The following is a 24,543-nucleotide window of genomic DNA, read 5'->3' as shown; positions in this document are numbered from 1 at the left end:
TACTGTCGGGCATTTCGATGAAACGTGTTTCTCAATTGACCGCACTCGCCCTCCTGATGGGGCTTGCTGCTTCCACCTCCGCCGCTGAATCCATGCCAACGCTAACGCTCTCCACGCTGCAACAGCAGAACGGCGTCGCTATTGATACGCGTCTCAGCGCTTTCTATAACGGCTGGCCGCAAAGCGCTAACGGGCCTCAGGGTCATGAACCGCAGGCGCTTAACCTGTCAGCCAGCTGGCTTGGCGCGATGAACGACGAACAGCTGAGCGCCTGGGCTAAGCTGCACAATCTGCAGACCTCTACGCCAATTGCGCTATACGGCAACGCCGAAGACAACGCGAAAGTCGCGGCGCGCCTTCAGGCTGCTGGTTTCACTCATCTCAGCTCCCTCGGCGATGCCCTGAGCCAGGCAGGTCGCCTGCAAAAGCTGCCGCATTTTGAACAGCTGGTATATCCGCAGTGGCTGCACGACCTCCAGCGCGGCGAGCCGGTTACCGCCGCGCCTGCCGGTGAATGGAAAGTTTTTGAAGCCGCCTGGGGCGCGCCGAAGTTTTATCTGCTGAGCCATATTCCGGGCGCCGGTTATATCGACACTAACGAGGTGGAGAGCGAACCGCTATGGAATAAAGTGTCCGACGCGCAGCTAAAAGCGATGCTGGCAAAACACGGCATTCGCCATGACACCACGGTAATTTTGTACGGTCGCGACGTGTATGCCGCCGCCCGCGTGGCGCAGATTATGCTCTACGCCGGCGTGAAGGATGTGCGCCTGCTCGACGGCGGCTGGAAGACCTGGTCCGATGCCGGTCTGCCGGTTGAGCGCGGAACGCCGCCAGAACAGAAACCTGAACCGGATTTTGGCGCCCCCATCCCGGGCCAGCCGCAGCTGATGCTCAATACCGAGCAGGCTCGCGCCCTGCTGCATCGTCAGGATGCTTCGCTGGTCAGCATCCGTTCCTGGCCGGAGTTTATCGGTACCACCAGCGGCTACAGCTATATCAAGCCGAAGGGCGAAATTGCCGGGGCTCGCTGGGGTCATGCCGGAAGCGATTCCACCCATATGGAGGATTTCCATAATCCGGACGGCACCATGCGTAGCGCTGATGATATCGCCGCGATGTGGAAATCATGGAATATTCTGCCGAGCCAGCAGGTCTCTTTTTACTGCGGCACCGGATGGCGCGCCTCAGAAACGTTTATGTACGCCAGGGCGATGGGCTGGAACAACGTCTCGGTCTACGACGGCGGCTGGTACGAGTGGAGCAGCGATCCGAAAAATCCGATTGCGACTGGCGATCGCAAGCCGGAGTGATATCGCGGCTTTGATGCCGGGCGATGGATTTGCCCGGCACGTTAATGATAAAGGACGATGAAATTGACCATTAATACCGAATATATCGAAAATCTTATTCTGACATTTATGGTGGGTTTGCCCATTGTGGCTACTGTCGCCGTTGCATGGCAAACCTGGCATAAACACAAATCCGATCCCGATACTTTCGGCAAACACTGGCGCGTATGGCGCAATGCGATCCTGACACTAATTCTCAGCGCTGGGGTGGGTTTTGGCCTGGTTCTGGCCAGCCTTACAAACTAATTCACTCCTGATTCGCCGTACCACCAAGGCTGTTATTTTTTGGGTGGCGCTGATTTTTTCTTAGACTCAGGCACCTGTGCCAAGGTCGTCAGAACCCGTAGTCCGGGCAAGGCGCGTTAAGCGCCGCCCCCGGGAGCAGAGCGCAGAGTGGCAGAGTTTCCCGGAGGCGATGCGGCGCATCTGTCCGGGCTACCGGCCCGCAGACGGGCTGTAAACCCGTAGCCCGGGCAAGGCGCGTTAAGCGCCGCCCCCGGGAGCCGCGCGCAGAGTGACAGAGTTTCCCGGAGGCGATGCTGCGCATCTGTCCGGGCTACCGGCCCGCAGACGGCACTGAACCCGTCAGCCGCCGCCCGGCACAAAACCTGCTCATCACTCTTTTACCTGCTTCAGGGTCAGGTATCCGCTCCACACCCGCGTAAAGGTCGTCAGCCAGCACAGCGCGCCAAAAATCCACGCCAGCCAGGCAAACCACGCAGGGAACAGACAGCTCAGCACAAACAGCGCGATGGTTTCCGTCCCTTCCGTCAGTCCGCCAAGATAGTAAAACGATTTGTGGGCGTAGCCCGGATTGGCGATCTGATGCTTTGTCGCCAGCGCGGCAAAGGCGAGAAAGCTGCTGCCGGTACCGATAAACGCGAACAGCAGCCAGCCGCCCGCCAGCGCGTTGCTCGCCGGGTCGGCCAGAATAAAGCCAAACGGCACCAGGGCGTAAAACAGAAAATCGAGGGAAATATCGAGAAAACCGCCCGCATCGGTCAATCCGCGTCGCCGGGCCAGTGCGCCGTCGAGGCCGTCCAGCAGGCGGTTAAGCACTATCGCCGCCAGCGCCGCCTGATACCAGCCCAGGGCTAAAAACGGCAGCGCCAGTACGCCAATTGCAAAGCCAAGCAGGGTCAGACCGTCGGGAGAAACGGCTGGACGATCCAGCAGAGCGGCGGTGGCGTTGAGGGCAGGTTTCAAACGCGGATGCAGATAACGATCAAGCACGAAGTTTCTCCAGCGGATTCAGGGTTGTTTGCAGAGTACCAGGGCGGTGATAATAGGCGTTTCTTTCGTACAGAACGATGATTCACATGCTAAAAACTTTTGATGTTGTTGCCGCCATTATCGAACGCAACGGGCAAATTTTGCTGGCGCAGCGCCCTCCCCACGCGGATCAGCCGGGGATGTGGGAATTTGCCGGCGGTAAAGTCGAACCCGGCGAAACCCAGGCCGAGGCGCTGGCCCGCGAGCTCCGGGAAGAGCTGGAGATCGACGCCAGCCCGGGATGCTATATCGCCAGCCATCGGCGCGAAATTTCCGCTCGCCTGATTCATCTTCACGCCTGGTGGGTCCCTCATTTTAGCGGCGAACCCATCGCCCGCTATCACAGTCAGCTGCGCTGGTGTTCCCCGCAGGAGGCCTTTAGCTTCAACCTTGCGCCAGCGGACATCCCCCTGCTGGAAGCCTTTATCGCCCAGCGCGCCGATCTCCTCTCCCGCTAATTCTGTCAGGCAGCGGTCATCGTTTTTGATTATGACCCATGCCTGATTATAAATTTTGCTTTCCGAACAATTTTTCCTTGCTTACCTAACGATTCCCGGTGGTATAGTCGGAAAATCGGCTTTTTCAAGGGCCGAATCATAATAAATAGACGCAACCACAACCATAAGGGGAAATTATATCTATGGATCAGACGTGCACTCTGGAAGGTTTTCTCGCCCGCGTTCAACAGCGCGATCCAAATCAAACTGAATTTGCTCAGGCCGTCCGCGAGGTGATGACCACCCTGTGGCCCTTCCTTGAGGAAAATCCGCGCTATCGCCAGATGAATTTGCTGGAACGTCTGGTTGAACCGGAGCGTGCTATCCAGTTCCGCGTCGTTTGGGTTGATGACCGTAACCAGGTTCAGGTTAACCGCGCATGGCGCGTGCAGTTCAACTCCGCCATCGGCCCGTACAAGGGCGGTATGCGTTTTCACCCCTCCGTAAACCTGTCGATTCTGAAATTCCTTGGCTTTGAACAAACCTTCAAAAACGCCCTGACCACCCTGCCTATGGGCGGCGGTAAAGGCGGCAGCGATTTCGATCCTAAAGGCAAGAGCGACGGCGAAGTCATGCGTTTCTGCCAGGCGCTGATGACCGAACTGTATCGTCATCTGGGGCCGGATACCGACGTGCCTGCCGGTGATATCGGCGTAGGCGGTCGTGAAGTCGGCTTTATGGCCGGGATGATGCGTAAGCTCTCTAACAACAGCGCCTGCGTATTTACCGGCAAAGGTCTCTCCTTCGGCGGCAGCCTGATTCGTCCGGAAGCCACCGGCTATGGCCTGATTTACTTCACCGAAGCGATGCTTAAGCGCCACGGTTTGGGCTTTGAAGGCGCTCGCGTGGCGGTTTCCGGCTCTGGCAACGTGGCGCAGTACGCCATCGAGAAAGCGATGGAGCTTGGCGCGCGGGTGATTACAGCGTCCGACTCTAACGGCACCGTCGTCGACGAGGCAGGCTTCACCAAAGAAAAACTGGCGCGCCTGATCGACATTAAAGAGCGTTGCCATGGCCGCGTAGCGGATTACGCGCGCGAGTTTGGCCTGACCTATCTGGAAGGCAAACAGCCGTGGTCCGTACCGGTGGATATCGCGCTGCCGTGCGCGACGCAGAACGAGCTGGACGTCGATGCCGCCCGTCAGTTGATCGCTAACGGCGTGAAGGCCGTAGCGGAAGGCGCCAATATGCCAACCACCATCGCCGCCACCGATCTGTTCCTTGAAGCGGGCGTACTGTTCGCGCCGGGTAAAGCCGCGAACGCCGGCGGCGTCGCCACCTCCGGCCTGGAAATGGCGCAGAACGCCGCGCGCATGGGCTGGAAAGCGGAAAAAGTGGATGCGCGTCTGCACCACATCATGCTGGATATTCACCACGCCTGCGTGCAGTACGGCGGCGAAGCGAAGCAGACCAACTACGTGCGCGGCGCCAATATCGCCGGTTTCGTGAAGGTTGCTGACGCTATGCTGGCTCAGGGTGTGATTTAAGCCCACTCGCTGAATGAACCCCTGCATGCGGATTCGGTGCATAATTGAAAAACCCCGGCTTCCCGGGGTTTTTTACTGCGGGTTTTCCGCCGCAGGGCCGGCGGCGCTTTTTTTATCTTTCGCTTTGGCTCTGCCTTTCCCCTTGCTAAAGCTTTTCTTCCCCTCCCCCGGCGCCGCAATTCCGCGGAAGCGGCGTACCGGCGTGCTACGGGCCTGGTCAATAAGCTGGAACAGCGTCCCGACCAGCGGCTGCATGAAATCCTGATAACGGCACTGTTTCTCGCTGATTTGCGTCAGAATCGACTCCCAGTGGGCAGTCATGTCCGGACGCGTCGCCATCTCCGGCAACGAATGGAAAAGCGCCTTGCCGGCATCGGTAGAGTGGATATAGCGCCCTTTCTTGGTCAGAAAACCGCGTTTGAACAATAGCTCGATAATTCCGGCGCGGGTCGCCTCCGTACCGAGACCGTCCGTGGCGCGCAAAATTTTCTTCAGGTCTTTATCCTGCACAAAGCGGGCAATACCGGTCATCGCCGACAGCAGCGTGGCGTCGGTAAAGTGACGCGGCGGCTGGGTCTGCCGCTCCACCACTTCCCCTTTTTCGCACAGGAGCTCATCATCTTTAGCGACCACCGGCAGCGGCATGCCGTCGTTTTCTTCATCGCGCTCTTTATTGCCTAACAGGGTTCGCCAGCCCGCTTCTGCCAGAAAACGCGCCTTGGCCACAAACTTACCGTTGGCGATATCAAGATCGATCTGACACTTTCGGAACACCGCATCCGGGCAGAACTGCATCAGATACTGGCGGGCAATCAGGGTGTAAACCTTTTCTTCGTTGTCGCTGAGCTTCACCTGCGAACTGCGCGCGGTGGGGATAATGGCGTGGTGGGCATCGACCTTTTTATCGTCCCAGCAGCGGTTGCGGATCTCCGGGTCCACCACCGGCTGCGGCAGCAGGTCCGGCGCATGTACGCTGATGGCGTTCAGCACCGCATGTCGTCCGGCAAAATGCTCTTCCGGCAGATAGCGGCTGTCCGAACGCGGATAGGTAATCAGCTTATGGGTTTCATACAGCTTCTGGCAGATATCCAGCACGTTCTGCGCGCTAAAACCGAAGCGCTTCGCGGCTTCAATCTGCAGCGCCGAGAGGGAGAACGGCAGCGGCGCTGGCTCGGAGTCCCGCTTGTCGTTATAAGCGGTCACCGTCGCCGGCTGGCCCTCAATGCGCTTGACCACATGTTCGGCAAGCGAACGATGCAGCAGCCGTCCCTCTTCATCCTGATAGGGTTCACAGGCCTCGCTGGGGATCCAGGTGGCGACAAAACGCTCCTCCTTCGGGGTGACGATATGCGCCTTCACGTCGAAGAAGTCTTTGGCGACGAAGTTTTCAATCTCTTCATCGCGGCGTACAACCAGGCCAAGCACCGGCGTTTGTACGCGTCCGACCGATAGCACCCCTTGATAACCCGCGTTACGCCCAAGGATGGTGTAGGCGCGGGTCATATTGATCCCATATAACCAGTCGGCGCGGGCGCGAGCCAGCGCCGAGACGCACAGCGGAACGAATTCGCTATTGGCGCGCAGGCGGTTAATCGCCCGCTCCACCGCCTGCGGGTTGAGATCGTTAATCAGGCAGCGCTGCACCTGCTGGCGCTTTTCCGGCGCCAGCTGCAGGTAGTCGAGCACCTCGTCCACCAGCAGTTGGCCTTCTCTGTCCGGGTCACCCGCGTGGATCACTTCCTGCGCATCGCCAAGCAAACGCTTAATCACGTTAAGCTGTTTGGTCACCGAGGGCTTGGGCTGGAGCTGCCACTTTTCCGGAACGATAGGCAGGTCGAGCAAATTCCAGCGCGCATAGCGCCCGTCATAGACGTCAGGCTGAGCCTGCTCCAGCAGGTGGCCGATACACCAGGTGACCACCTGTCCGTTGCCGCATTCAATATAGCCATCGCCTTTGCGATGCGGTTTTGGCAGCACATCGGCAATGGCGCGGCCGAGACTCGGCTTTTCTGCAATAAACAGCCGCATGAAATCAACGAATCTCGATCATAGGGCGTCCGCCGCGGGCGGTCACCAGCTCGCCGATAGCGGTCAGCGTGATGCCATATTCAGCGGCTGCTGCCAGCACCTCGTCCTCTGCTTCCGGCGTTACCGCCAGCAGCAGGCCGCCGGAGGTTTGCGGATCGCACAGCAGATCGCGCCACTCAGGCGGCATTTCGCCCATCAGATGCCCGTAGCTGGCAAAGTTTCGCCCGGTTCCGCCCGGCACCGCACCGGCCGCAATATACTCTTCCACGCCCGGTAGTTTCGGGATACTGGCATAGGTGAGTTGCGCCTGTACGCCCGCGCCGCGGCACACTTCGCTCAGATGCCCCAGCAGTCCGAAGCCGGTGACGTCGGTCATCGCCTTCACGCCGTCAATGTTGGCGAACGCCGAGCCGACGAGGTTCATCTGGCACATGGTTTCCGTCGCCAGCCCCTGATGTTCCGGCTTCAGCAGCGACTTTTTCTCGGCAGTGGTCAGCACGCCGATACCCAGCGGTTTCGTGAGGTAGAGTTTGCATCCGGCCTGAGCGGTACTGTTTTTCTTCACCCGCTCGGTCGGAACCACGCCGGTCACCGCAAGACCGAAGATGGGTTCAGGCGCATCAATCGAGTGGCCCCCGGCCAGCGCGATCCCCGCCTGCTGGCAGGCAAAACGCCCGCCATCAACTACCTGACGGGCAATTTCCGGCGCCAGCGTATTGATGGGCCAGCCGAGGATAGCGATGGCCATTATCGGCTTGCCGCCCATAGCGAAAATATCGCTGATGGCGTTTGTCGCGGCAATGCGCCCAAAGTCGAACGGATTATCGACGATCGGCATAAAAAAGTCGGTAGTACTGACAATCGAGGTACCGTTGCCGAGATCGTAGACCGCGGCATCATCGCTGGTTTCATTCCCCACCAGCAGATTCGGGTCAATAAATTTGGCCTGGTCGCTCTGCAGGATGGTTTCCAGCACTTTAGGGGAAATTTTACATCCGCAACCGGCTCCGTGGCTGTATTGCGTTAAACGAATGGCTTGCTCGCTCATGGACATCTCCTGTCATTGCAATCCCGATATGGTAGCGCCCAAATGGCGGAGTGGTAAGTGCGACAGTCCGAAATCGCGTATGGTTGCTCATTAAGCAGACAAAAAACCGATTTTGCGATACGGGCCCGCTTTTTCGTCGTCATTTTACCCTTTACTAAAAAATGACAGAAATGTAACAACAAAAAATTCTGTTTTGTCTGGACATATAACAACGTAAGGAAGTTTTCATGAAAAAGCGTGTTCTCGCCCTTTGCCTGGCCAGTTTCTTCTCCATCAACGCTTTCGCCCTGGTTCCCGCCGGTAACGACGTCACCACCAAACCGGATCTCTACTACCTGACCAATGCGCAGGCTATCGACAGTCTCTCGCTGCTACCGCCGCCGCCGGAGGTGGGCAGTATCGCGTTTTTAAACGATCAGGCCATGTATGAGAAAGGACGCCTGCTGCGCGGCACCGAGCGCGGCAAACTGGCGGCGGAAGACGCAAACCTGAGCGGCGGCGGCGTCGCCAACGCCTTCTCGGGTGCCTTCGGCTCGCCCATTACCGCCAAAGATGCGCCGGAGCTGCACAAGCTGCTCACCAACATGATTGAAGATGCCGGCGACCTGGCCACGCGAGGGGCGAAGGAGAAATACATGCGCATTCGCCCCTTTGCGTTTTATGGAGTCGCCACCTGTAACACCAAGGAACAGGATACGCTATCGAAAAACGGCTCCTACCCCTCCGGCCACACCTCTATCGGCTGGGCCACCGCGCTGGTGCTGGCTGAGATTAATCCGCAGCGGCAAAATGAAATTCTTAAGCGCGGCTTTGAGCTGGGCGAAAGCCGGGTGATCTGCGGCTATCACTGGCAGAGCGACGTCGACGCGGCGCGGATTGTCGGTTCGGCGGTGGTTGCCACGCTGCATACCAACCCGGCCTTCCAGCAGCAGCTTCAGAAAGCGAAAGACGAATTCGCCAAACGGCAGAAGTAACCTCATCGCTGTTAAATTCCCGGAGGCGGCGCTTGACGCGCCTTATCCGGGCTACGGGTTCCCAGCCGTCCGCGGTTTGGTCGCCCGGACAGATGCGCCAGCACCGCCTCCGGGAAAGGTGTCGAGCCTGGTACACTGGCACGGCTTCCACCAGGCTCGCGCTGCGCTTAGCCGGGCTACAATCCCGGAGGCGGCGGTGAGCCGGGCCCACCCGGCATAACGAGAACGGACTCAGAAGCGCGTCACGAACGGCGCGGTATCCGGCAAAGTGATGGTGGTTGAAGCTTTGAGCTGCGGCGTTCCCAGATAAAGAAAGCCCACGATTTTATCCTGCTCGCGGCAGGCAAACCCTTCACGGACGACCGGGCTCTCGGTTAATGCGCCGCTGCGCCAGATACCATTAAAGCCCTGCGCCACGGCCGCCATCTGCATGGCCATCACCGCGCAGCCCGCCGACATCTCTTGTTCCCATCTGGGGACCTTCGGATGATCTTCACAGCGCGCCACCACGGTAATAATCAGCGGCGCGCGAAACGGCGCACTACGGGCTTTCTCAATCGCTTTCTCATCGGCCCCTGCCGTAACCGCGCCTTTTTCCAGCAACTGGCTGAAGCGCTCGCGCCCTTCATCAGCAATAATAAAGAAGCGCCACGGCTGCAGCGTCCCGTGGTCCGGCGCGCGCAGGCCAGCGCGGAGAATATTTTCCAGCTGTTCGCCAGCCGGAGCTGGATCGGTCAGACGTGAAGCGCTGCGGCGATTAACCAGTAATTCTAGAGCATCCATCTGTATAACTCCTGTGATGTCATTTTTCATAAAATTAACATGCACAAGGATTTTGTTACAGCCCAGCGGGTGATTCCTGCTGACAACCGTCGGCACTCTCTTTAGGATAGCCAGACGCGGCGGCCCCTGCGGCTCGCCCATTTTTGATAATAGTTAGGGAGAATACATGCGAACTCTTTGGCGACTGCTCGCCGGAATTTTTAAATGGACATGGCGGGTGCTCAACTTCATTCGCCAGCTCGCACTGAACGTGGTTTTCCTGGTGCTGGTGCTGGCCTGCGTCGGTATCTGGGCCCAGTTCAGCAGTAACACAACAGAGCATACCACTCGCGGCGCGCTGCTGATGGATATCACCGGCGTGGTGGTCGATAAACCTTCGGCCAGCAGCAAACTTGGGGTCATTGGCCGTCAACTGTTTGGCGCCAGCTCGGATCGCCTACAGGAAAACTCGCTGTTTGATATTGTGCAGACAATTCGCCAGGCGAAAGACGACCGCAATATCACCGGCATCGTGCTGGATCTGAAAAACTTTGCCGGCGGCGATCAGCCATCGATGCAGTACATCGGTAAAGCGCTGCGCGAATTCCGCGATAGCGGCAAACCGGTCTACGCCATTGGCAGCAGCTACAGCCAGGGGCAGTATTATCTGGCCAGCTTCGCCAATAAAATCTGGCTTTCGCCGCAGGGCGAAGTGGATCTGCATGGTTTCGCGACCAACGGCCTGTACTACAAATCGCTGCTCGACAAACTCAAAGTATCGACCCACGTTTTCCGCGTCGGCACTTATAAATCAGCGGTAGAGCCGTTTATCCGCGATGATATGTCCCCGGCAGCGCGCGAGGCGGATAGCCGTTGGATTGGCGAACTGTGGCAAAACTACCTCAACACCATCGCCGCCAACCGCCAGATCTCCGCACAGCAGCTGTTCCCTGGCGCTCAGGGGGTCCTCGACGGTCTGCGTAAAGTTGATGGCGACACCGCCAGGTACGCGCTGGATAACAAGCTGGTTGACGAGCTTGGCACCTCTACCGAAGTGGAGAAAGCGCTGACTAAGCAGTTTGGCTGGAGCAAAGCGGATAATAACTACAGCGCGATCAGCTACTACGACTACACCGTGAAAACGCCTGCCGATAAAGGCTCCGCGATAGCGGTTATCTTTGCTAACGGCGCGATTATGGATGGCGAGGAAACGCCGGGTAACGTCGGCGGCGACACTACCGCTGCGCAGATCCGCGATGCCCGCCTCGATCCGAAAGTAAAAGCTATCGTACTGCGGGTAAACAGCCCTGGCGGCAGCGTCAGCGCCTCGGAGGTGATTCGCGAAGAGCTGGCGGCGGCAAAAGCGGCCGGCAAACCGGTGGTGGTATCGATGGGCGGCATGGCGGCCTCCGGCGGCTACTGGATCTCCACCCCGGCGGATTATATCGTCGCGAACCCCAGCACCCTGACCGGTTCTATCGGTATCTTTGGGGTAATTAACACCGTCGAAAATACGCTCGGCTCGATTGGCGTTCATACCGATGGCGTGGCCACCTCTCCGCTGGCCGATGTCTCCACCACTAAAGCGCTTCCGCCGGAAGTACAACAGCTGATGCAGCTCAGCATCGAAAACGGCTATAAGCGCTTTATCACCCTGGTGGCGAACGCGCGTAAGAGCACGCCGGAAAAAATCGACCAAATCGCCCAGGGCCACGTCTGGACCGGTGAAGATGCGAAAGCAAACGGTCTGGTCGACAGCCTTGGCGACTTTGACGACGCGGTGGCAAAAGCCGCAGAGCTGGCGAAGCTGAAAGAGTGGCATATCAATTATTATCAGGAAGAGCCGACCTTCTTCTCGATGGTGGTCGATAGCCTGACCGGTTCCGTTCGCGCGGCGCTGCCGGCGGCGGTTCAGGCTTATTTGCCTGCGCCGGTGGCCGCTGCGGCTAATGCAGTGAAAAACGAAAGCGACAAGCTGGCGGCCTTTAATGATCCGCAGAATCGCTACGCCTTCTGCTTGACCTGCGCCAACATTCGTTAATCCCACGCCGCCCCATTCCACGGGGCGGCATTTTTCACTTCATCCTTCCCGCCGCCTCTTTCCTGGCTACGCGCAGCAACGCTGGCCCCATAGTCACTATGCTCCCATAGATTTCATTGCTTGCCGCCTCGATGCAGCGTAAATGTTTTTGTGTCAGGCAAGCCATGCAATACACGAAAGCAGCCGACGCCCCTGCAACTTGCGGCGTGACGGGTATATACTGCGCCTGTCTACGTTTAACCTAAGCGATGCTATGCAGAAGAAATCTATCTACGTTGCCTATACTGGCGGCACCATTGGTATGCAGCGTTCTGAACACGGCTACATTCCCGTTTCCGGCCATCTCCAGCGCCAGCTGGCTTTGATGCCCGAGTTTCACCGTCCGGAGATGCCGGACTTCACCATTCATGAATATGCTCCGCTGATGGACTCCTCCGATATGACGCCGGAAGACTGGCAGCATATCGCCGAGGATATTCGCGATCGTTATGACCAGTACGACGGTTTCGTGATCCTGCACGGTACGGATACCATGGCGTTTACCGCTTCGGCGCTCTCCTTCATGCTGGAGAATCTGGGGAAACCGGTCATTGTGACAGGGTCACAAATTCCGCTCGCTGAGCTACGCTCCGACGGGCAGATTAATCTCCTCAATGCCCTGTACGTCGCCGCCAACTATCCGATTAACGAAGTGTCGTTGTTCTTCAACAACCGTCTCTACCGCGGCAACCGTACAACAAAGGCCCACGCCGACGGATTTAACGCCTTCGCTTCGCCAAACCTGGCGCCGCTGCTGGAAGCCGGGATCCATATTCGCCGTCTCGGCACCCCACCCGCACCGCACGGCAGCGGTGAGCTGGTGGTTCACCCTATCACGCCGCAGCCGATTGGCGTGGTGACCATTTATCCCGGCATTTCCGCCGACGTCGTGCGCAATTTCCTGCGCCAGCCGGTCAAAGCGCTGATCCTGCGCTCATATGGCGTCGGTAACGCGCCGCAGAACGGCGAATTTATTCAGGTCCTGGCTGAAGCCAGCCAGCGCGGTATCGTGGTGATTAACCTGACCCAGTGTATGTCCGGCAAGGTGAATATGGGCGGTTACGCCACCGGTAACGCGCTGGCTCAGGCCGGGGTGATTAGCGGTTTTGATATGACCGTCGAAGCCACGCTGACCAAGCTACACTATTTATTGAGTCAGGATCTGGACGTTGCGGCTATCCGTCGCGCAATGCAGGAGAACCTGCGCGGCGAACTGACCCCCGATGAGTAAGGAGAAACACATGACCCAGCGCGCGCTGCTTCTGGTCGATTTACAAAATGATTTCTGCGCCGGTGGCGCACTTGCGGTCCCGCAGGGCGATAGTACGGTTGACGTCGCCAACCAGCTTATCGACTGGAGCCTGACGCGGGGCGAAACGGTGGTAGCCAGCCAGGACTGGCATCCGGCGAATCACGGCAGCTTTGCCAGCCAGCATCAGGTTGAACCCTATACCCAGGGCGAGCTCGACGGCCTGGCGCAAACTTTCTGGCCGGATCACTGCGTGCAAAACAGCGAAGGCGCGGCTCTGCATCCGCTGCTCAAACAGCAGCATATCGCCGCCGTCTTCCACAAAGGCGAAAATCCGGCCATAGATAGCTACAGCGCCTTTTTCGACAACGGCCACCGACAGAAAACGCATCTTGATGCGTGGCTGCGCGAGCGCGATATTCGCGAACTCACGGTGCTGGGTCTGGCCACCGACTACTGCGTCAAGTTTACCGTGCTCGACGCTCTCAATCTGGGCTACAACGTCAACGTCATTACCGACGGCTGCCGCGGGGTGAATATTCAGCCGCACGACAGCAATCAGGCATTTATGGAGATGGCCGCCGCGGGCGCCACCCTCTATACCCTGGACGACTGGCTGGAAACCCACGCATAACCGGTGCCGACAGGCATTTTCCCTGTCGGCGCATTTCTCAGGCCAGCGTTGAAATCTCCTCCAGCGATATCTTGCGCGTTTCGATGCCAAAGCAGAACAGGATCAGCGCACAGAGTACCAGCATCACCCCGAGCACCATAAAAACCGTAATCGCGCCGTAGCGGGTCAGCAGGACAGCGACGCCGTAGGGAGTAAAGACGGCGACAATTCGCCCTACCGCGTTGACAAAGCCTGAACCGCGCAGCCGGAGATGCGTTGGCCACAGCTCCGGCACGTACACCGCCGAGGCAAAGCAGACGTACATATACAGGAAAAAGATCATCACCAGGCCATAGCTTAAGATGGCCCACTCTGCGGTTTGAATCGAATAGAAGTAGCCGAGCACCGCAATAATAATCAGCAGCGATGAGCCAAATAACCGCCGCGGAAAACGGTCGATAATCAGCGCGGCGATAAATATTCCCACCGGCGCGCCAATCATAATAATCGCGGTCATCAAGATTGACTTCGTCACGTCGATGCCCGAATTGACGAAAATTGTCGGGATCCACACCGTAATGGTATAGAGCGAAATATTCATGGCGATTAGCACCGTGATTGCCACCAGCGTGCGCCGCAGCATCTGGCCTTTAAACAGCAGCCAGAAAGAGCCGCTTTCCACACACACATCCGCCGTTTGATCCGCGCTTTGCCAGGCCGGTAAGGTGATGTTTTTCTCTCTCTCGATTTGCGACTCTACCTGCTGGAGATGCTTTTCAGCGGCGCTGCGCTGCCCTTTTCCGGCCAGCCAGCGGGGAGATTCAATAAAGTATCTTCCCGACAGATACCAGGCCAGCAGCATGGCTCCTCCGCCGAACAGAAACATCATCCGCCAGCTTAAAAAAGCAATCACCACGACGCCAATTGCCGCCGATAGCATAGGCGACCAGTTGCCGACAAAGGAGAGCCGGGCGGACCATTTTCCGCGTACCGCGGGCGGAATAAATTCGGTAAAGGAGGCATAGCCCACCATAATCAGCGCCCCCATTCCGCAGCCCATCAGACAGCGAAAAAAGATAAGCCAGTACATGTTGGGCACAAAGGTTGCCGCACAGGCAGAGACCCCGACGATCAGTAAATTCAGGCGAAATGCTTTACGTCGCCCGAGATAATCGCCTATAAAACCTCCGGTCAACGAACCAATAAAGTAGCCAAACATCAGCGCCGAGGTAAATGCGGCGTTGAGATAGTTATTTGACCAGCCATTGCTGACTAACTTTGCCAGCACCACGTTGCCGGAATAGCTGAGAAAACCGGTGATTAATAAACTAAAACTAATAATGCCAAAAATACGAAAATGAAATCGTGATAAAGGTAAGCGGTCTAATCTTGCGCCGATAGGGTCACATTGTTCCATCTGGATGCCTCAAATTCAGCTAAAATATAAAGTATGGCCATCGCGGCAGAATCATTTTTGCCGCGCCAGCCATCATCATTAAATTTTTATGGCATTATCCAGGTGCAAATTAAAATAATATCGATTCAGCCAATCTTAATGTTAATAAACAAGTTGAATATTATTTTCTTTACAAAATGCAATCCACTGTGCACCCGGCGCCTTATTGGTGATAAGGTAATTAATATGGCTAAAATCCACGAGCTGGACGAATGCTTTGCGATCGAATTTTGAATGATCGACCAGCAAAGCGACTTCGGTCGCCTGGCGGATCATGGTTTTCTTAATTTCCGCTTCCGCTTCGTTAGAGTCCAGCGCCCCGCTCTGCATATCCAGCCCTTTGCAGCTCATCACCATAATATCAACATGATAGCGGCTAATAATTTCCTTAGTGATCCTTCCCTGCAGCGACAGCGTATTCTTATTGAGCTCGCCGCCGGTAGATACCACGTTGATTTCAGACTGTGCCAGCTCATGAAAGGCTTCCGCCGAGTTGGTTAACAGCGTGAGATCGTTTCTCTCTTTCAACAGCTTTAATAACTCCATCGCGGTACTGCTGGAGTCGGCAGCCATGGTGGTTTTATTCTTTATAAACGGTAATGCATTGCGGGCAATGATCTGCTTCTCTTCTAAAAAAGATTTAGCGCGTTTATAAAAATGAATATTGTCAGCTAAAGCATTGGTATTTAATACAGCGCCGCCGTACGTGCGGGTCAAATAACCTTCATCTTCGAGCTTTTCCAGATCGCGACGGATGGTTTCCTCAGTGACCTGAAAAATTGCGCTTAAATTAGAAACCGCTACTTTCTTATCATTAGCCACCATTTGCTTTATGGCCTGAATCCTGTCTTTTGCCGCCACGATGACACCTCTGTTTCCTGCAAAGTCATAATAAGATTCTAGTATCGCACAGGCCATGTTTATTTTCAAAAGAACCTGTCTGAATCACAGATTTAATACTCTTTTACACAGAAACAGAGGTCCGCGTCTTATCTCTTATTTAGGATCCAGCGCTTCCGCCATTCGCCTCATCAATAATGAATCATCATCGGTCAGAGCGATGTTCAGCGCATCGACATTCTCGCGCACCTGCTCGGGCGCCGTAGCGCCGCTCAGCAGGGTAATGAGATCGCTTTGCTTTAATATCCACGCCAGCGCCAGCGCGGGGATGGTACAGCGATATTTTTCGCATAGCGGCTGCCATTGCTCAAGCATATCAATCACGCGCAGCATATTTTCCCGCTGGAACCAGACCTTATTGGCCCGCGCACCGCCGGGAACATAATCACGGCCGATAGTCCCGGTCAGTAGCCCCTGCTCAAGCGGCGAGTAGACCTGCACTACAATGCCGTTCTGTTGACAGAGCGGCAGTAGCTCGGCCTCCAGCGCCCGGTCAAGAATGCTGTACTTGGCCTGCACGATATCCAGCTCGCCGTGCTTGAGGTACTCTCTGATATGCCCGGCATCTACGTTCGCCGCGCCGATAGAGCGAATTTTCCCCTCTTTCTTAAGCGCGTTCAGCGTGGCTACGGTCTCCGCAATTGGCGTAAAGCAGGGCTCTACCGACTGCCAGTGGGTCATATAGATATCAATAGTATCGATGCCCAGCCTTTGCAGGCTGGCCTCCACCTCTTCGCGAATCGACTCGGGCGTCAGGTTTTTATACAGCTGGCGATCGCCCACCTTATTAAACAGGCTGCCCGTGCGCTCCCAGACGATACCGCATTTGGTTTCGACAACGACTTCGCGGCGCGGCAGCTGTTTAAGCGCCTGGCCAACAATCACTTCGCTGTTGCCAAAGTTGTAGCCTGGCGCGGTATCAATCAGATTGATCCCGCAGCGATGCGCCTCAACAATGGTGTCGATACATATCTGCAGATCGAGATCGCCGTTCCACGCCGGGCCGCCGCCAATGGCCCATGTGCCTAATCCCATTCGGGAAAGCGTGATATCCGTACTGCCTAAAGAAATCATTTTCATCTGCTGCTATTACCCTTCATATTCGTCGAGAAGTTGTTCAACCAGCGTTCTGTTCTTCACGCCCGTCGTGGCGCCTACGCTCAGCACCGAGATCGCCGCCGTGGCGTTAGCAAACAACGCGCACTCGCGCAGCGGTTTGCCTTCAAGCAGCGCGGTGATAAATCCCGAGGCAAAATTATCCCCTGCGCCAATGGTGTCGATGGCGGTAATGCCTGAAACCGCCGGCACTTCCAGCTTCATATCGGCACGCTTAATAAAGCAGCCTCGCTTGCCGGTCTTAATAACCACCGTTTTCACCCCGCAGTTCAGGAAGCTATCGGCGATATCATCCAGCGTCTCTTTGCCGGTGAGCAGTTTTGCCTCGGCATAATTGGGAAACAGATAATCGACGTAGCTCAGCGCCTGGCGAATATCGTTCAGAGTTTCGTTAAGCCGCGGCTTAATCATATCGGCGCAAATAATTAATCCGTGCGCTTTGGCCTGAGTGAATATCTCCGTTAACGCTTTACCATCGAGCAGCGGGCTATTAAAAATGCTCGCCAGCGACAGCAGCTTTGCCTGAGAGAAGCGGCCAAAGTCCACATCGTTAATATTCAGCTTCCACAGACTACCATTGCGGTTAGTCACAAAAGTACGCTCGCCATCGGCGGTGACCAGACCCACATTAATGGAGGTATCGATTTCGCCATCCTGCTTCAGGCTGTGGATATCAATATTCTCCCGGCGACAGTGTGCAAGAATAAAATGTCCCGCCGCGTCGTCCCCTACCCGACTCATTAATGCCGTTCGATGACCGAGTCGGGAAATAATGGTTGCCTCGTTAATTGCGTCCCCCCCGGTGGTCATGGCGATGCGTTCTAAGGGATATGAGTCAACATCAAAGATATTTTTGCTCACCGGCTGCAGGGGAATATCAACAATGGCCGCGCCTATACAAATAACCTCGATATTATCCATGTTGTCATTCCGCTTTACCGTCAGAGCCAAACAGTTTTATTTTCTCCAGCGCGCGCGTTTTGACCGCTTTGCGCACTTCGCGCTCAACGTGCAGGAACGGTTGATTCTGGTTCTCCTGCACTGCCGCCATCGCCGCCTGGCACAGTTCGGTATGAATGTTAATTTTGGAAATACCCAGCGAAATAGCCTGCTTAATATCCACGTCGCTAATGCCGGATGCGCCGTGCAGTACCAGCGGAACGGATACCGCCTCGCGCACGCGTTTCACCACCTCAAAGTTGAGTTTCGGCTCTGAGGTATAGACCCCGTGCTGGTTACCAATCGCTACCGCCAGGGAATCGCAGCCGGTGCGCTCGACGAATTCCGCCGCTTGATCCGGATCGGTATAGTGATAGCCCGCCAGCGCTTCTTCGTAGACCGTTTCATTGCCCACGTGTCCCAGCTCCGCTTCGATCGGAATGCCCAGCGGATGGAAGAAGTCCACCGCTTCTTTGGTCAGACGAATATTCTCTTCGAAATCAAAGGCGGAAGCGTCGCGCATCAGGGAGTTCATGCCATGGGCCCACGCATTGTGGATAATTTCCATGCTGCGTCCGTGGTCCCAGTGCGCAATCACCGGTACCGAGGCCTTTTTGGCCATTGAAACCATCATATGCGAAAAATCTTCAAACGAGGTATTGCCCACAAATCCGGTGCCGAAAGAGATAATCACCGGCGATGTTGACTCTTCTGCGGCATCGATAACGCCCATCAGCATTTCGGCATTCCACACGTTAAAGTGGGCAATGGCATAATGTTTATTTTGCGCATCATTTTCCCAATATTTAATATCAGCCAGCATAGTTGTTTCTCCCTTTTTAATAAATTAATGGTTAACTCTAATAACGCCTTTAATCATCTCGCGTTTGTTATTAACAGATTCCTCAAACGCGCGCTGAACATCCTCGTAGTCGTAAATGTGCGTCACCATCGACTTCACATCGAAACGGCCGGAGGAGATAGCTTCAATAGTCACCGGGTAGCGGTTGGCATAGCGGAAAACGGTCTGAATCGATACTTCGCGGTTAATTTTCAGGAAGTTAATTGCCGAATCCCCGGGGACCGTACCGACGATCATGATTTTCCCTCCACGCATGACCAGATACGGTGCCTGCTTAACGGTGATGGCCGAACCGGCGGTTTCGAATACGATATCAGCCCCCATGTCGCCGGATAACTGCTGGCAGCGCGCGACGGTGTCCTCTTTTGCGCCGTTGATAACGACTTTGGCCCCGAGCTGTTCGGCCATGGCCAGGCGTTTTTCCAGCACATCAACCACCGTGATATCAGTACCCCCCAGGCAAAGGCATGCCTGCAGGGTCATTAAACCAATACAGCCTGCGCCAAGAATGACGATTTTCTTGCCAGGCGTGACGTCCGCCAGCATTGCGGCATGCATGCCGACCGCCGCAGGCTCCACCAGCGCGCCTTCCATCGTGTCCATATTGTCGGGCAGCTTATAGGTGAAGCTCTCCGGATGGCACAGGTAGTGGGTTAACGCGCCGCGATAATTTGGCTGCGTGGCCATGAAATCAACGTCAGGGCAGATATTGTATTTCCCCTCCAGACAGTAGCGGCAGTGGCCGCACGGCACCCCGGGTTCAATATTCACCCGGTCGCCGGGTTTAAATTTGCTCACGCGGTTTCCCACCGCGACCACCGTACCGGCGCATTCGTGCCCCAGACCAATTTCCTGATGGGGATCTTTCGGCGGAATAAAGGGACCTGATTCGAAACCGTGAACATCTGAACCGCAAATACCAACGTATTCAATTTTGATCAGCACTTCATGTTCTTTGGGTACCGGAATATCAGTAGCGATGATTTTCATCATACCCGGCGTTTTTAAAATCGCTTTTGAATTATTCATTTTATTTTCCGTCAATATTATTTGCTGGTAACGGCATCAATACCGAGACTTTCGACAGAGACGCCTTTAGTTTCAATTCCGATTGTGGCGATAGCGACTGCAACAATAATGGAGACGGCCCCCAGCAGCACAAATACTCCGGTTACGCCATAGCCGTTAAGTAATACCGCTACCGCATAGGGCGCGGCGATACCGCTGATGCGCCCCACCGCGTTCGCCAGGCCTGAACCACGAAGCTTCGCTTCGGTCGGCCATATTTCCGGCACATAGACCGCTGAGGCGTAGCAAACGTACATATAGACAAACGTAATCAGGAAGAAGCCAATTAACGTGATGAGCAGCATACTGGTTTGCAGAGAATAGATATATCCCAGCACGGCGATTAATACCAATAAGCCCACACCCATAGTTTTCCGCGGTATTTTATCCATCACCAGCATGGCGATGAAAATGCCAAACGGCGCGCCGAACATACTCATGGTGTTTAAAACAATGGAGTCTTTCAGATTAATGCCCTGGGTCATAAATATCGTCGGCAGCCAGTTAATTAAAGTATACTGGACGACATTCATGGCAATCAGGACGAAGGAGCCTAAAATAACCCGCTTGAGTAATACGCCGGTTAATAAGGCTGAATAAGGAACCGCGCGCGGCGCTTTACCATCATCTTCTATTACCACTGGCGGCAATGGTTTACCGGTTTGCTGCACGACCCTCTCTTCAATGGCCCGCATCACCTTTTCCGCTTCCGCGTAACGTCCACGAGACTCCAGCCAGCGGGGCGATTCAGGGAAACTGCGCCAGGCAATAACGGTAGCAATTAGCGACAGCAGCGCCGGGATCAGCAGCTGTACGCGCCAGTTCCATTCCGCGCTGATTAACGGCGTTAATCCCATCGCAATCAGCGAACAGAGCGGATAAGACCAGTTGCCGATAAACGAGACCCGACTGGACCAGGTGCCGCGATTTCTGCCAGGCATATATTCGGTGAATCCGGCAAATAAGGTCACCAGCAGCGCGCCTAACCCTACCCCCATGATAAAACGACAGGCAATCAGAAAGATCATATTCGGCGAAAACGCCCCAATGACCATGGCAATAATATGAATCGCTTCATACAGGATGAACGCATTTTTACGCCCGATCTTATCGCCGATAATGCCGCCACCGAGCGCGCCAAGAAACATTCCCGCCGTGGTAATGGCAGAAAACGTAGCGGTCGTGGAATTATCGGTCCAGCCCAGGTCTTTTAGCTGCGCGAGTATTAACCCGCCTACGGCATTACTCCAGCAGACAAGTAATCCGAAAGCGACCATGGCAAACATTGAAGCGTGCCAGCGGCAGTCGGGCAGGCGATCGAGCCTGGCGCCGCAGTGCGGTTTTGCTATCTGTTCCATCCGGGAACCTTCCTTTAATAAATGGGTTATTCATCAAAGTCGTAAGTCATGATGACCTTAATCGCGGTTTTATCGACCATGGCATCAAAACCTTCGCGCCACTGCGACAGGCCAATGCGATGAGTAATCATTGGTTTGACTTTGATCGCGCCGCTGGCGAGCAGGCGAATGGCGTTGCGCCAGGAGGTGGAGTCGTAAGCCATATGGCCGATGATGCTTTTGTTCCAGGCAGTGATGTCGTTGATGGAGAAGTCCAGCGGTTTGAAGCCCATCCCCACGCGGACCACTTCACCGTTGGGGCGCAGCATTTCGATAGACTGTTTGAGGGCAATGTTGGCGCCTGAACATTCGATAACCAGACCGAGATTATCTTTGCCGCAAATTTCCTGACAGCGCGCAACCACATCTTCGCTCGAACCGTTGACCACCGCCGTCGCGCCCAACGCTTTAGCGATGGGGAAACGCACCGCGACGTCCTCTTCCAGCCCGACCATCACGATATTGACGGCCCCCATGATGCGCGCCATCTGTACGGCAAAGAGGCCTAGCGGACCGGTACCGAAAACCACCACGTCCTGACCGGGGAGAAATTTGGATTGTTGAGCGATAGATTTATAGGCGTTACAGATAGGATCCAGCACCGCCGCTTCTTCGTAATCAACGCCCGGCGGGATTTCCCACAGCGCGTGGCGATGAATTTTGAGGATCTCCCCCGGCACCAGGCAGTATTTCGAAAACCCGCCGCCCCAGGTATTGTTATCAAGACCTAAATTAACTTTTTCTGTACAACACAGAAAATCACCTTGTTCGCAGGCCGGACACACGCCGCAGACGTGCCCGCTATTATCAGAAACCACCCGCTGGCCCACTTTCCAGTCCTTAACCTTTTCGCCGACCCGGACGATTTCACCGGCAAATTCGTGGCCGCGAATGGAGTTGAATTGGTCGGATCCGCTATCGACGTTGTAGTGCTTCATATCCGCGCCGCAAATGGCTGCCGCCTTGATTTCAATCACCACATCATCCGGACCGCAGACCGGTTCCGGAACATCAATCATCTTATAGCCGCCAAAGGCCTTACCAAATCTTGCCAGTGCTTTCATTGCGTCTTCCTTTGTTTGTGGTTTTGCATCAGTGGGAGCAATACTTAACCACGAAATCTTTAAGGTCAACATTAAATCTTTAAAACACAGATATTGATCTGCATTTCACAACTTAGATCACAAATACGGCAAAATGGATGGCGGGGAGAGATGTGAAGGAAAGCTTATGGCGTTGGCATGGCGCGGCTTCGCTGATGCAGCGTGAACCCCTTCGCAGTTTTGGGCAATGGAAGATGCTAGCCTGTACGAGCTGTTTTTTCGCCACGCCATTTCCGTGGCGTGTTTGTTTTACTAAGTCACTTTTCTGTCAAAGAGGATTTGCTATGAAACTTTTGCCTTTACTGGCAGCTTTACCCCTGCTCTTCGCGAGCGTCGTTTCTGCTAATACCCTGATGTCCGTCGGCTACTTTAACGGCGGCGGCGACGTCACTGCCGGACCTGGCGGCAATATCGATAAACTTGACGTCCGGCAGATTACCCATCTCAACTACTCGTTTGGTCTGATCTATAACGACGAAAAAGGTGAAACCAACGCGGCCCTGAAAGACCCCGGCAGGCTGCATCAAATCTGGCTGTCGCCAAAAGTGCAGGCTGATTTGCAGAAAATCCCGCATCTGCGCCAGCAGAATCCGAACCTGAAAGTTTTGCTTTCCGTCGGCGGCTGGGGAGCGCGCGGATTCTCCGGCGCGGCGGCGACAAAAGAAACCCGAGCGCTGTTTATTCAGTCGGCGCAGGAGATCATTGAAAAATATGGTCTTGATGGTATCGATCTGGACTGGGAGTATCCGGTCAACGGCGCATGGGGACTGGTCGACAGCCAACCGGCCGATCGCGATAATTTTACCGCCCTGCTGAAAGAGCTTCGCGCGGCGGTGGGCAATAAAAAACTGGTGACCATCGCCGTGGGCGCTAACGCGGAGAGTCCGAAGAGCTGGGTGGATGTCAAAGCGATAGCCCCCTCGCTCGACTACATCAACCTGATGACCTACGACATGGCTTACGGCACCCAGTACTTCAATTCCAACCTGTACGACTCCTCTCAATGGCCGACGGTCGCAGAAGCCGATAAGTACAGCGCTGATTTCGTGGTCAACAACTATCTTGCGGCGGGTTTGAAGCCCAGCCAGATGAACCTGGGGATTGGTTTCTATGGGCGGGTACCGAAACGCGCCGTCGAGCCGGGCATTGACTGGAGCAAACCGGATGCGCAGAAAAATCCGGCAACGCAGCCTTATTTTGAGCCGCAGCAGGTCGAGCTGTTCAAAACGCTAGGCGTCGATCTGTCAAAAGATACCTACGTGAAATATAACGATATCGTGGCGAAGTTCATCAACGATCCGCAGAAGCGCTTTACTCAGCATTGGGATGATGAAGCGAAAGTGCCGTGGCTGTCGGTAACGTCCTCCGACGGTAAAGCGCTCTTTGCCCTCTCCTATGAGAACCCGCGTTCGGTGGCGATCAAAGCCGACTATATCAAGAGCAAAGGACTGGGAGGCGCGATGTTTTGGGAGTACGGCGCCGATGATCAAAACCAGCTAGCGAAACAGCTGGCCGAATCCCTGGGGATCAAACGCTGATCTGCGCGATGTCACCGCCTGCACAATAGGTTATGATAAGCACATTCCGCTGCGCCAGCTCCGGCGCAGCTTTTCATTTGCAACAGAAGGCATGGGTATTATGGCTTATATCCCGAAAAACTACGCCCGTCTGGAAGTCGGATATCGCGAAAAAGCGCTGAAGCTCTTCCCCTGGGTCTGCGGACGCTGCTCGCGTGAGTTTGTCTATTCGAATCTGCGTGAACTGACGGTACATCATATCGACCACGACCACTCCAATAACCCGGAAGATGGTAGCAACTGGGAGATGCTGTGCCTCTACTGCCACGATCATGAACACTCAAAATACACCGAGGCCGATCAGTATGGTTCAACGGTGGTGGCCGGCGAAGATGCGCAGAAAAGCGTCGGCGAAGCGAAATATACCCCTTTCGCCGATCTAAAAGCGATGATGAACAAGAAATAACGCTCAGCTGACGCTAAGCCCGGCGTTCAATTGGCCGGGCCGTTCAGGCTCAGGATTTAAACGTCGCGATAGGTTGCGGCGAAATACCGAAGTCCACTTTCAACTGCTGTTTACTCTTCATCACCATCTGTCCGTTGGTGTCGATGGTCATATGCTGCGCGTCTACGTTATATCGGGCCTGCCAGAGCATCACCAGCTGCAGACAGTTCTCTTTCTGCTCGGCTGTTAACGCCACGCCGTCGGGCCATTTTCCCAGCTCCACCGCCGTCGCCAGACGCTGATACACTTCCGGCGTCATGCCGTCGATAATCCGTTCAATTTCCATCGTTCTCCCGCCCCGTGTTGGAATAATTTGCT

At 55.4% G+C, this 24,543-nt stretch carries 22 protein-coding genes and 1 pseudogene; 10 read left to right on the top strand and 13 right to left on the bottom strand.

The genetic code is table 11. The features are described from left to right. Positions 1-17 precede the first annotated feature (17 nt). Together ACSIPU_RS22580 and ACSIPU_RS22575 are read left to right on the top strand one after the other, a co-directional pair. Positions 18-1,313: a rhodanese-like domain-containing protein gene (locus ACSIPU_RS22580; RefSeq protein ID WP_023320748.1), complete on the top strand. Its 1,296-nt coding sequence runs from the start codon at positions 18-20 to the stop codon at positions 1,311-1,313. A gap of 57 nt (positions 1,314-1,370) precedes the next feature. After that, complete coding sequence (locus tag ACSIPU_RS22575; RefSeq protein WP_017146085.1) at positions 1,371-1,598, top strand: hypothetical protein; 228 nt, start codon at positions 1,371-1,373, stop codon at positions 1,596-1,598. Between the two features lie 369 nt (positions 1,599-1,967). Here the strand turns inward: ACSIPU_RS22575 and ACSIPU_RS22570 are convergent, their stop codons facing one another. Next, positions 1,968-2,585, bottom strand: coding sequence for a CDP-alcohol phosphatidyltransferase family protein (locus tag ACSIPU_RS22570; protein WP_017146086.1), 618 nt, complete (start codon positions 2,583-2,585; stop codon positions 1,968-1,970). A gap of 86 nt (positions 2,586-2,671) precedes the next feature. Here ACSIPU_RS22570 and ACSIPU_RS22565 point away from each other — a divergent pair, with 86 nt between their 5' ends. Further along, positions 2,672-3,082, top strand: coding sequence for a pyrimidine (deoxy)nucleoside triphosphate diphosphatase (locus ACSIPU_RS22565; protein WP_023320747.1), 411 nt, complete (start codon positions 2,672-2,674; stop codon positions 3,080-3,082). Between the two features lie 182 nt (positions 3,083-3,264). Then, positions 3,265-4,608: an NADP-specific glutamate dehydrogenase gene (gene gdhA, locus ACSIPU_RS22560; protein ID WP_004101304.1), complete on the top strand. Its 1,344-nt coding sequence runs from the start codon at positions 3,265-3,267 to the stop codon at positions 4,606-4,608. Positions 4,609-4,703: 95 nt separating this feature from the next. Here gdhA and ACSIPU_RS22555 read toward each other — a convergent pair. Then, positions 4,704-6,636 (bottom strand): annotated as a pseudogene (locus tag ACSIPU_RS22555) (DNA topoisomerase III); the annotation flags it as partial. Between the two features lie 4 nt (positions 6,637-6,640). Then, positions 6,641-7,684 carry a selenide, water dikinase SelD gene (selD, locus tag ACSIPU_RS22550; protein ID WP_004101299.1) on the bottom strand — a complete coding sequence of 348 codons (1,044 nt, stop codon included), beginning with the start codon at positions 7,682-7,684 and terminating at the stop codon, positions 6,641-6,643. A gap of 227 nt (positions 7,685-7,911) precedes the next feature. Between selD and phoC the strand changes: the two genes are divergently transcribed. Continuing rightward, positions 7,912-8,658 carry an acid phosphatase PhoC gene (gene phoC / locus ACSIPU_RS22545; protein ID WP_126488972.1) on the top strand — a complete coding sequence of 249 codons (747 nt, stop codon included), beginning with the start codon at positions 7,912-7,914 and terminating at the stop codon, positions 8,656-8,658. 231 nt (positions 8,659-8,889) lie between these two features. Here phoC and ACSIPU_RS22540 read toward each other — a convergent pair whose 3' ends face one another. Next, positions 8,890-9,441: an NAD(P)H nitroreductase gene (locus ACSIPU_RS22540; RefSeq protein ID WP_204746168.1), complete on the bottom strand. Its 552-nt coding sequence runs from the start codon at positions 9,439-9,441 to the stop codon at positions 8,890-8,892. A gap of 166 nt (positions 9,442-9,607) precedes the next feature. Here ACSIPU_RS22540 and sppA point away from each other — a divergent pair, with 166 nt between their 5' ends. From sppA to pncA, 3 genes are all read left to right on the top strand, one after another. Then, complete coding sequence (gene sppA, locus ACSIPU_RS22535) at positions 9,608-11,461, top strand: signal peptide peptidase SppA (protein ID WP_004112300.1); 1,854 nt, start codon at positions 9,608-9,610, stop codon at positions 11,459-11,461. 253 nt (positions 11,462-11,714) lie between these two features. Further along, the gene (ansA, locus tag ACSIPU_RS22530) at positions 11,715-12,731 is read left to right on the top strand and encodes an asparaginase (RefSeq protein ID WP_004101295.1); all 1,017 of its coding nucleotides are present in this window, start codon (positions 11,715-11,717) and stop codon (positions 12,729-12,731) included. A gap of 10 nt (positions 12,732-12,741) precedes the next feature. Further along, on the top strand, positions 12,742-13,383 hold the full coding sequence (gene pncA / locus ACSIPU_RS22525; RefSeq protein WP_196558131.1) for a bifunctional nicotinamidase/pyrazinamidase: 642 nt from the start codon (positions 12,742-12,744) through the stop codon (positions 13,381-13,383). 37 nt (positions 13,384-13,420) lie between these two features. Here pncA and ACSIPU_RS22520 read toward each other — a convergent pair whose 3' ends face one another. The 8 genes from ACSIPU_RS22520 to ACSIPU_RS22485 all read right to left on the bottom strand — a co-directional run bounded on the left by ACSIPU_RS22520 (position 13,421) and on the right by ACSIPU_RS22485 (position 22,164). Beyond that, on the bottom strand, positions 13,421-14,779 hold the full coding sequence (locus tag ACSIPU_RS22520) for an MFS transporter (protein WP_004101293.1): 1,359 nt from the start codon (positions 14,777-14,779) through the stop codon (positions 13,421-13,423). 141 nt (positions 14,780-14,920) lie between these two features. Beyond that, positions 14,921-15,679, bottom strand: a complete 759-nt coding sequence (locus ACSIPU_RS22515; RefSeq protein WP_004101292.1) for a DeoR/GlpR family DNA-binding transcription regulator — start codon at positions 15,677-15,679, stop codon at positions 14,921-14,923. A 135-nt stretch (positions 15,680-15,814) separates the two neighbouring features. After that, entirely contained in the window at positions 15,815-16,798 is a 984-nt protein-coding gene (gene ydjG / locus ACSIPU_RS22510; RefSeq protein WP_023320744.1) for an NADH-dependent methylglyoxal reductase, read from the bottom strand. Between the two features lie 9 nt (positions 16,799-16,807). Then, positions 16,808-17,755, bottom strand: coding sequence for a sugar kinase (locus ACSIPU_RS22505; protein WP_004101290.1), 948 nt, complete (start codon positions 17,753-17,755; stop codon positions 16,808-16,810). Positions 17,756-17,759: 4 nt separating this feature from the next. Next, positions 17,760-18,596 carry a ketose-bisphosphate aldolase gene (locus tag ACSIPU_RS22500; protein ID WP_004101281.1) on the bottom strand — a complete coding sequence of 279 codons (837 nt, stop codon included), beginning with the start codon at positions 18,594-18,596 and terminating at the stop codon, positions 17,760-17,762. A gap of 24 nt (positions 18,597-18,620) precedes the next feature. After that, on the bottom strand, positions 18,621-19,664 hold the full coding sequence (locus ACSIPU_RS22495; protein ID WP_196558132.1) for an NAD(P)-dependent alcohol dehydrogenase: 1,044 nt from the start codon (positions 19,662-19,664) through the stop codon (positions 18,621-18,623). A 17-nt stretch (positions 19,665-19,681) separates the two neighbouring features. Then, on the bottom strand, positions 19,682-21,061 hold the full coding sequence (locus ACSIPU_RS22490; RefSeq protein WP_004101276.1) for an MFS transporter: 1,380 nt from the start codon (positions 21,059-21,061) through the stop codon (positions 19,682-19,684). Between the two features lie 26 nt (positions 21,062-21,087). Beyond that, positions 21,088-22,164, bottom strand: coding sequence for a zinc-binding dehydrogenase (locus ACSIPU_RS22485; protein ID WP_023320741.1), 1,077 nt, complete (start codon positions 22,162-22,164; stop codon positions 21,088-21,090). 323 nt (positions 22,165-22,487) lie between these two features. Here ACSIPU_RS22485 and ACSIPU_RS22480 point away from each other — a divergent pair, with 323 nt between their 5' ends. Continuing rightward, entirely contained in the window at positions 22,488-23,741 is a 1,254-nt protein-coding gene (locus ACSIPU_RS22480) for a glycoside hydrolase family 18 protein (RefSeq protein WP_196558133.1), read from the top strand. 100 nt (positions 23,742-23,841) lie between these two features. After that, positions 23,842-24,186, top strand: coding sequence for an HNH nuclease YajD (yajD, locus tag ACSIPU_RS22475; protein WP_196558134.1), 345 nt, complete (start codon positions 23,842-23,844; stop codon positions 24,184-24,186). A 49-nt stretch (positions 24,187-24,235) separates the two neighbouring features. Here yajD and ACSIPU_RS22470 read toward each other — a convergent pair whose 3' ends face one another. Next, on the bottom strand, positions 24,236-24,511 hold the full coding sequence (locus tag ACSIPU_RS22470; RefSeq protein WP_004101272.1) for a YeaC family protein: 276 nt from the start codon (positions 24,509-24,511) through the stop codon (positions 24,236-24,238). Between the last annotated feature and the right edge of the window lie 32 nt (positions 24,512-24,543).

The sequence above is a fragment of the Klebsiella sp. HN106 genome, assembly GCF_051209435.1.
GTDB lineage: Bacteria > Pseudomonadota > Gammaproteobacteria > Enterobacterales > Enterobacteriaceae > Klebsiella > Klebsiella oxytoca.
The sequence above is the reverse complement of the archived record's forward strand: the minus strand, read 5'-3'. Positions and strand labels throughout refer to the sequence as shown.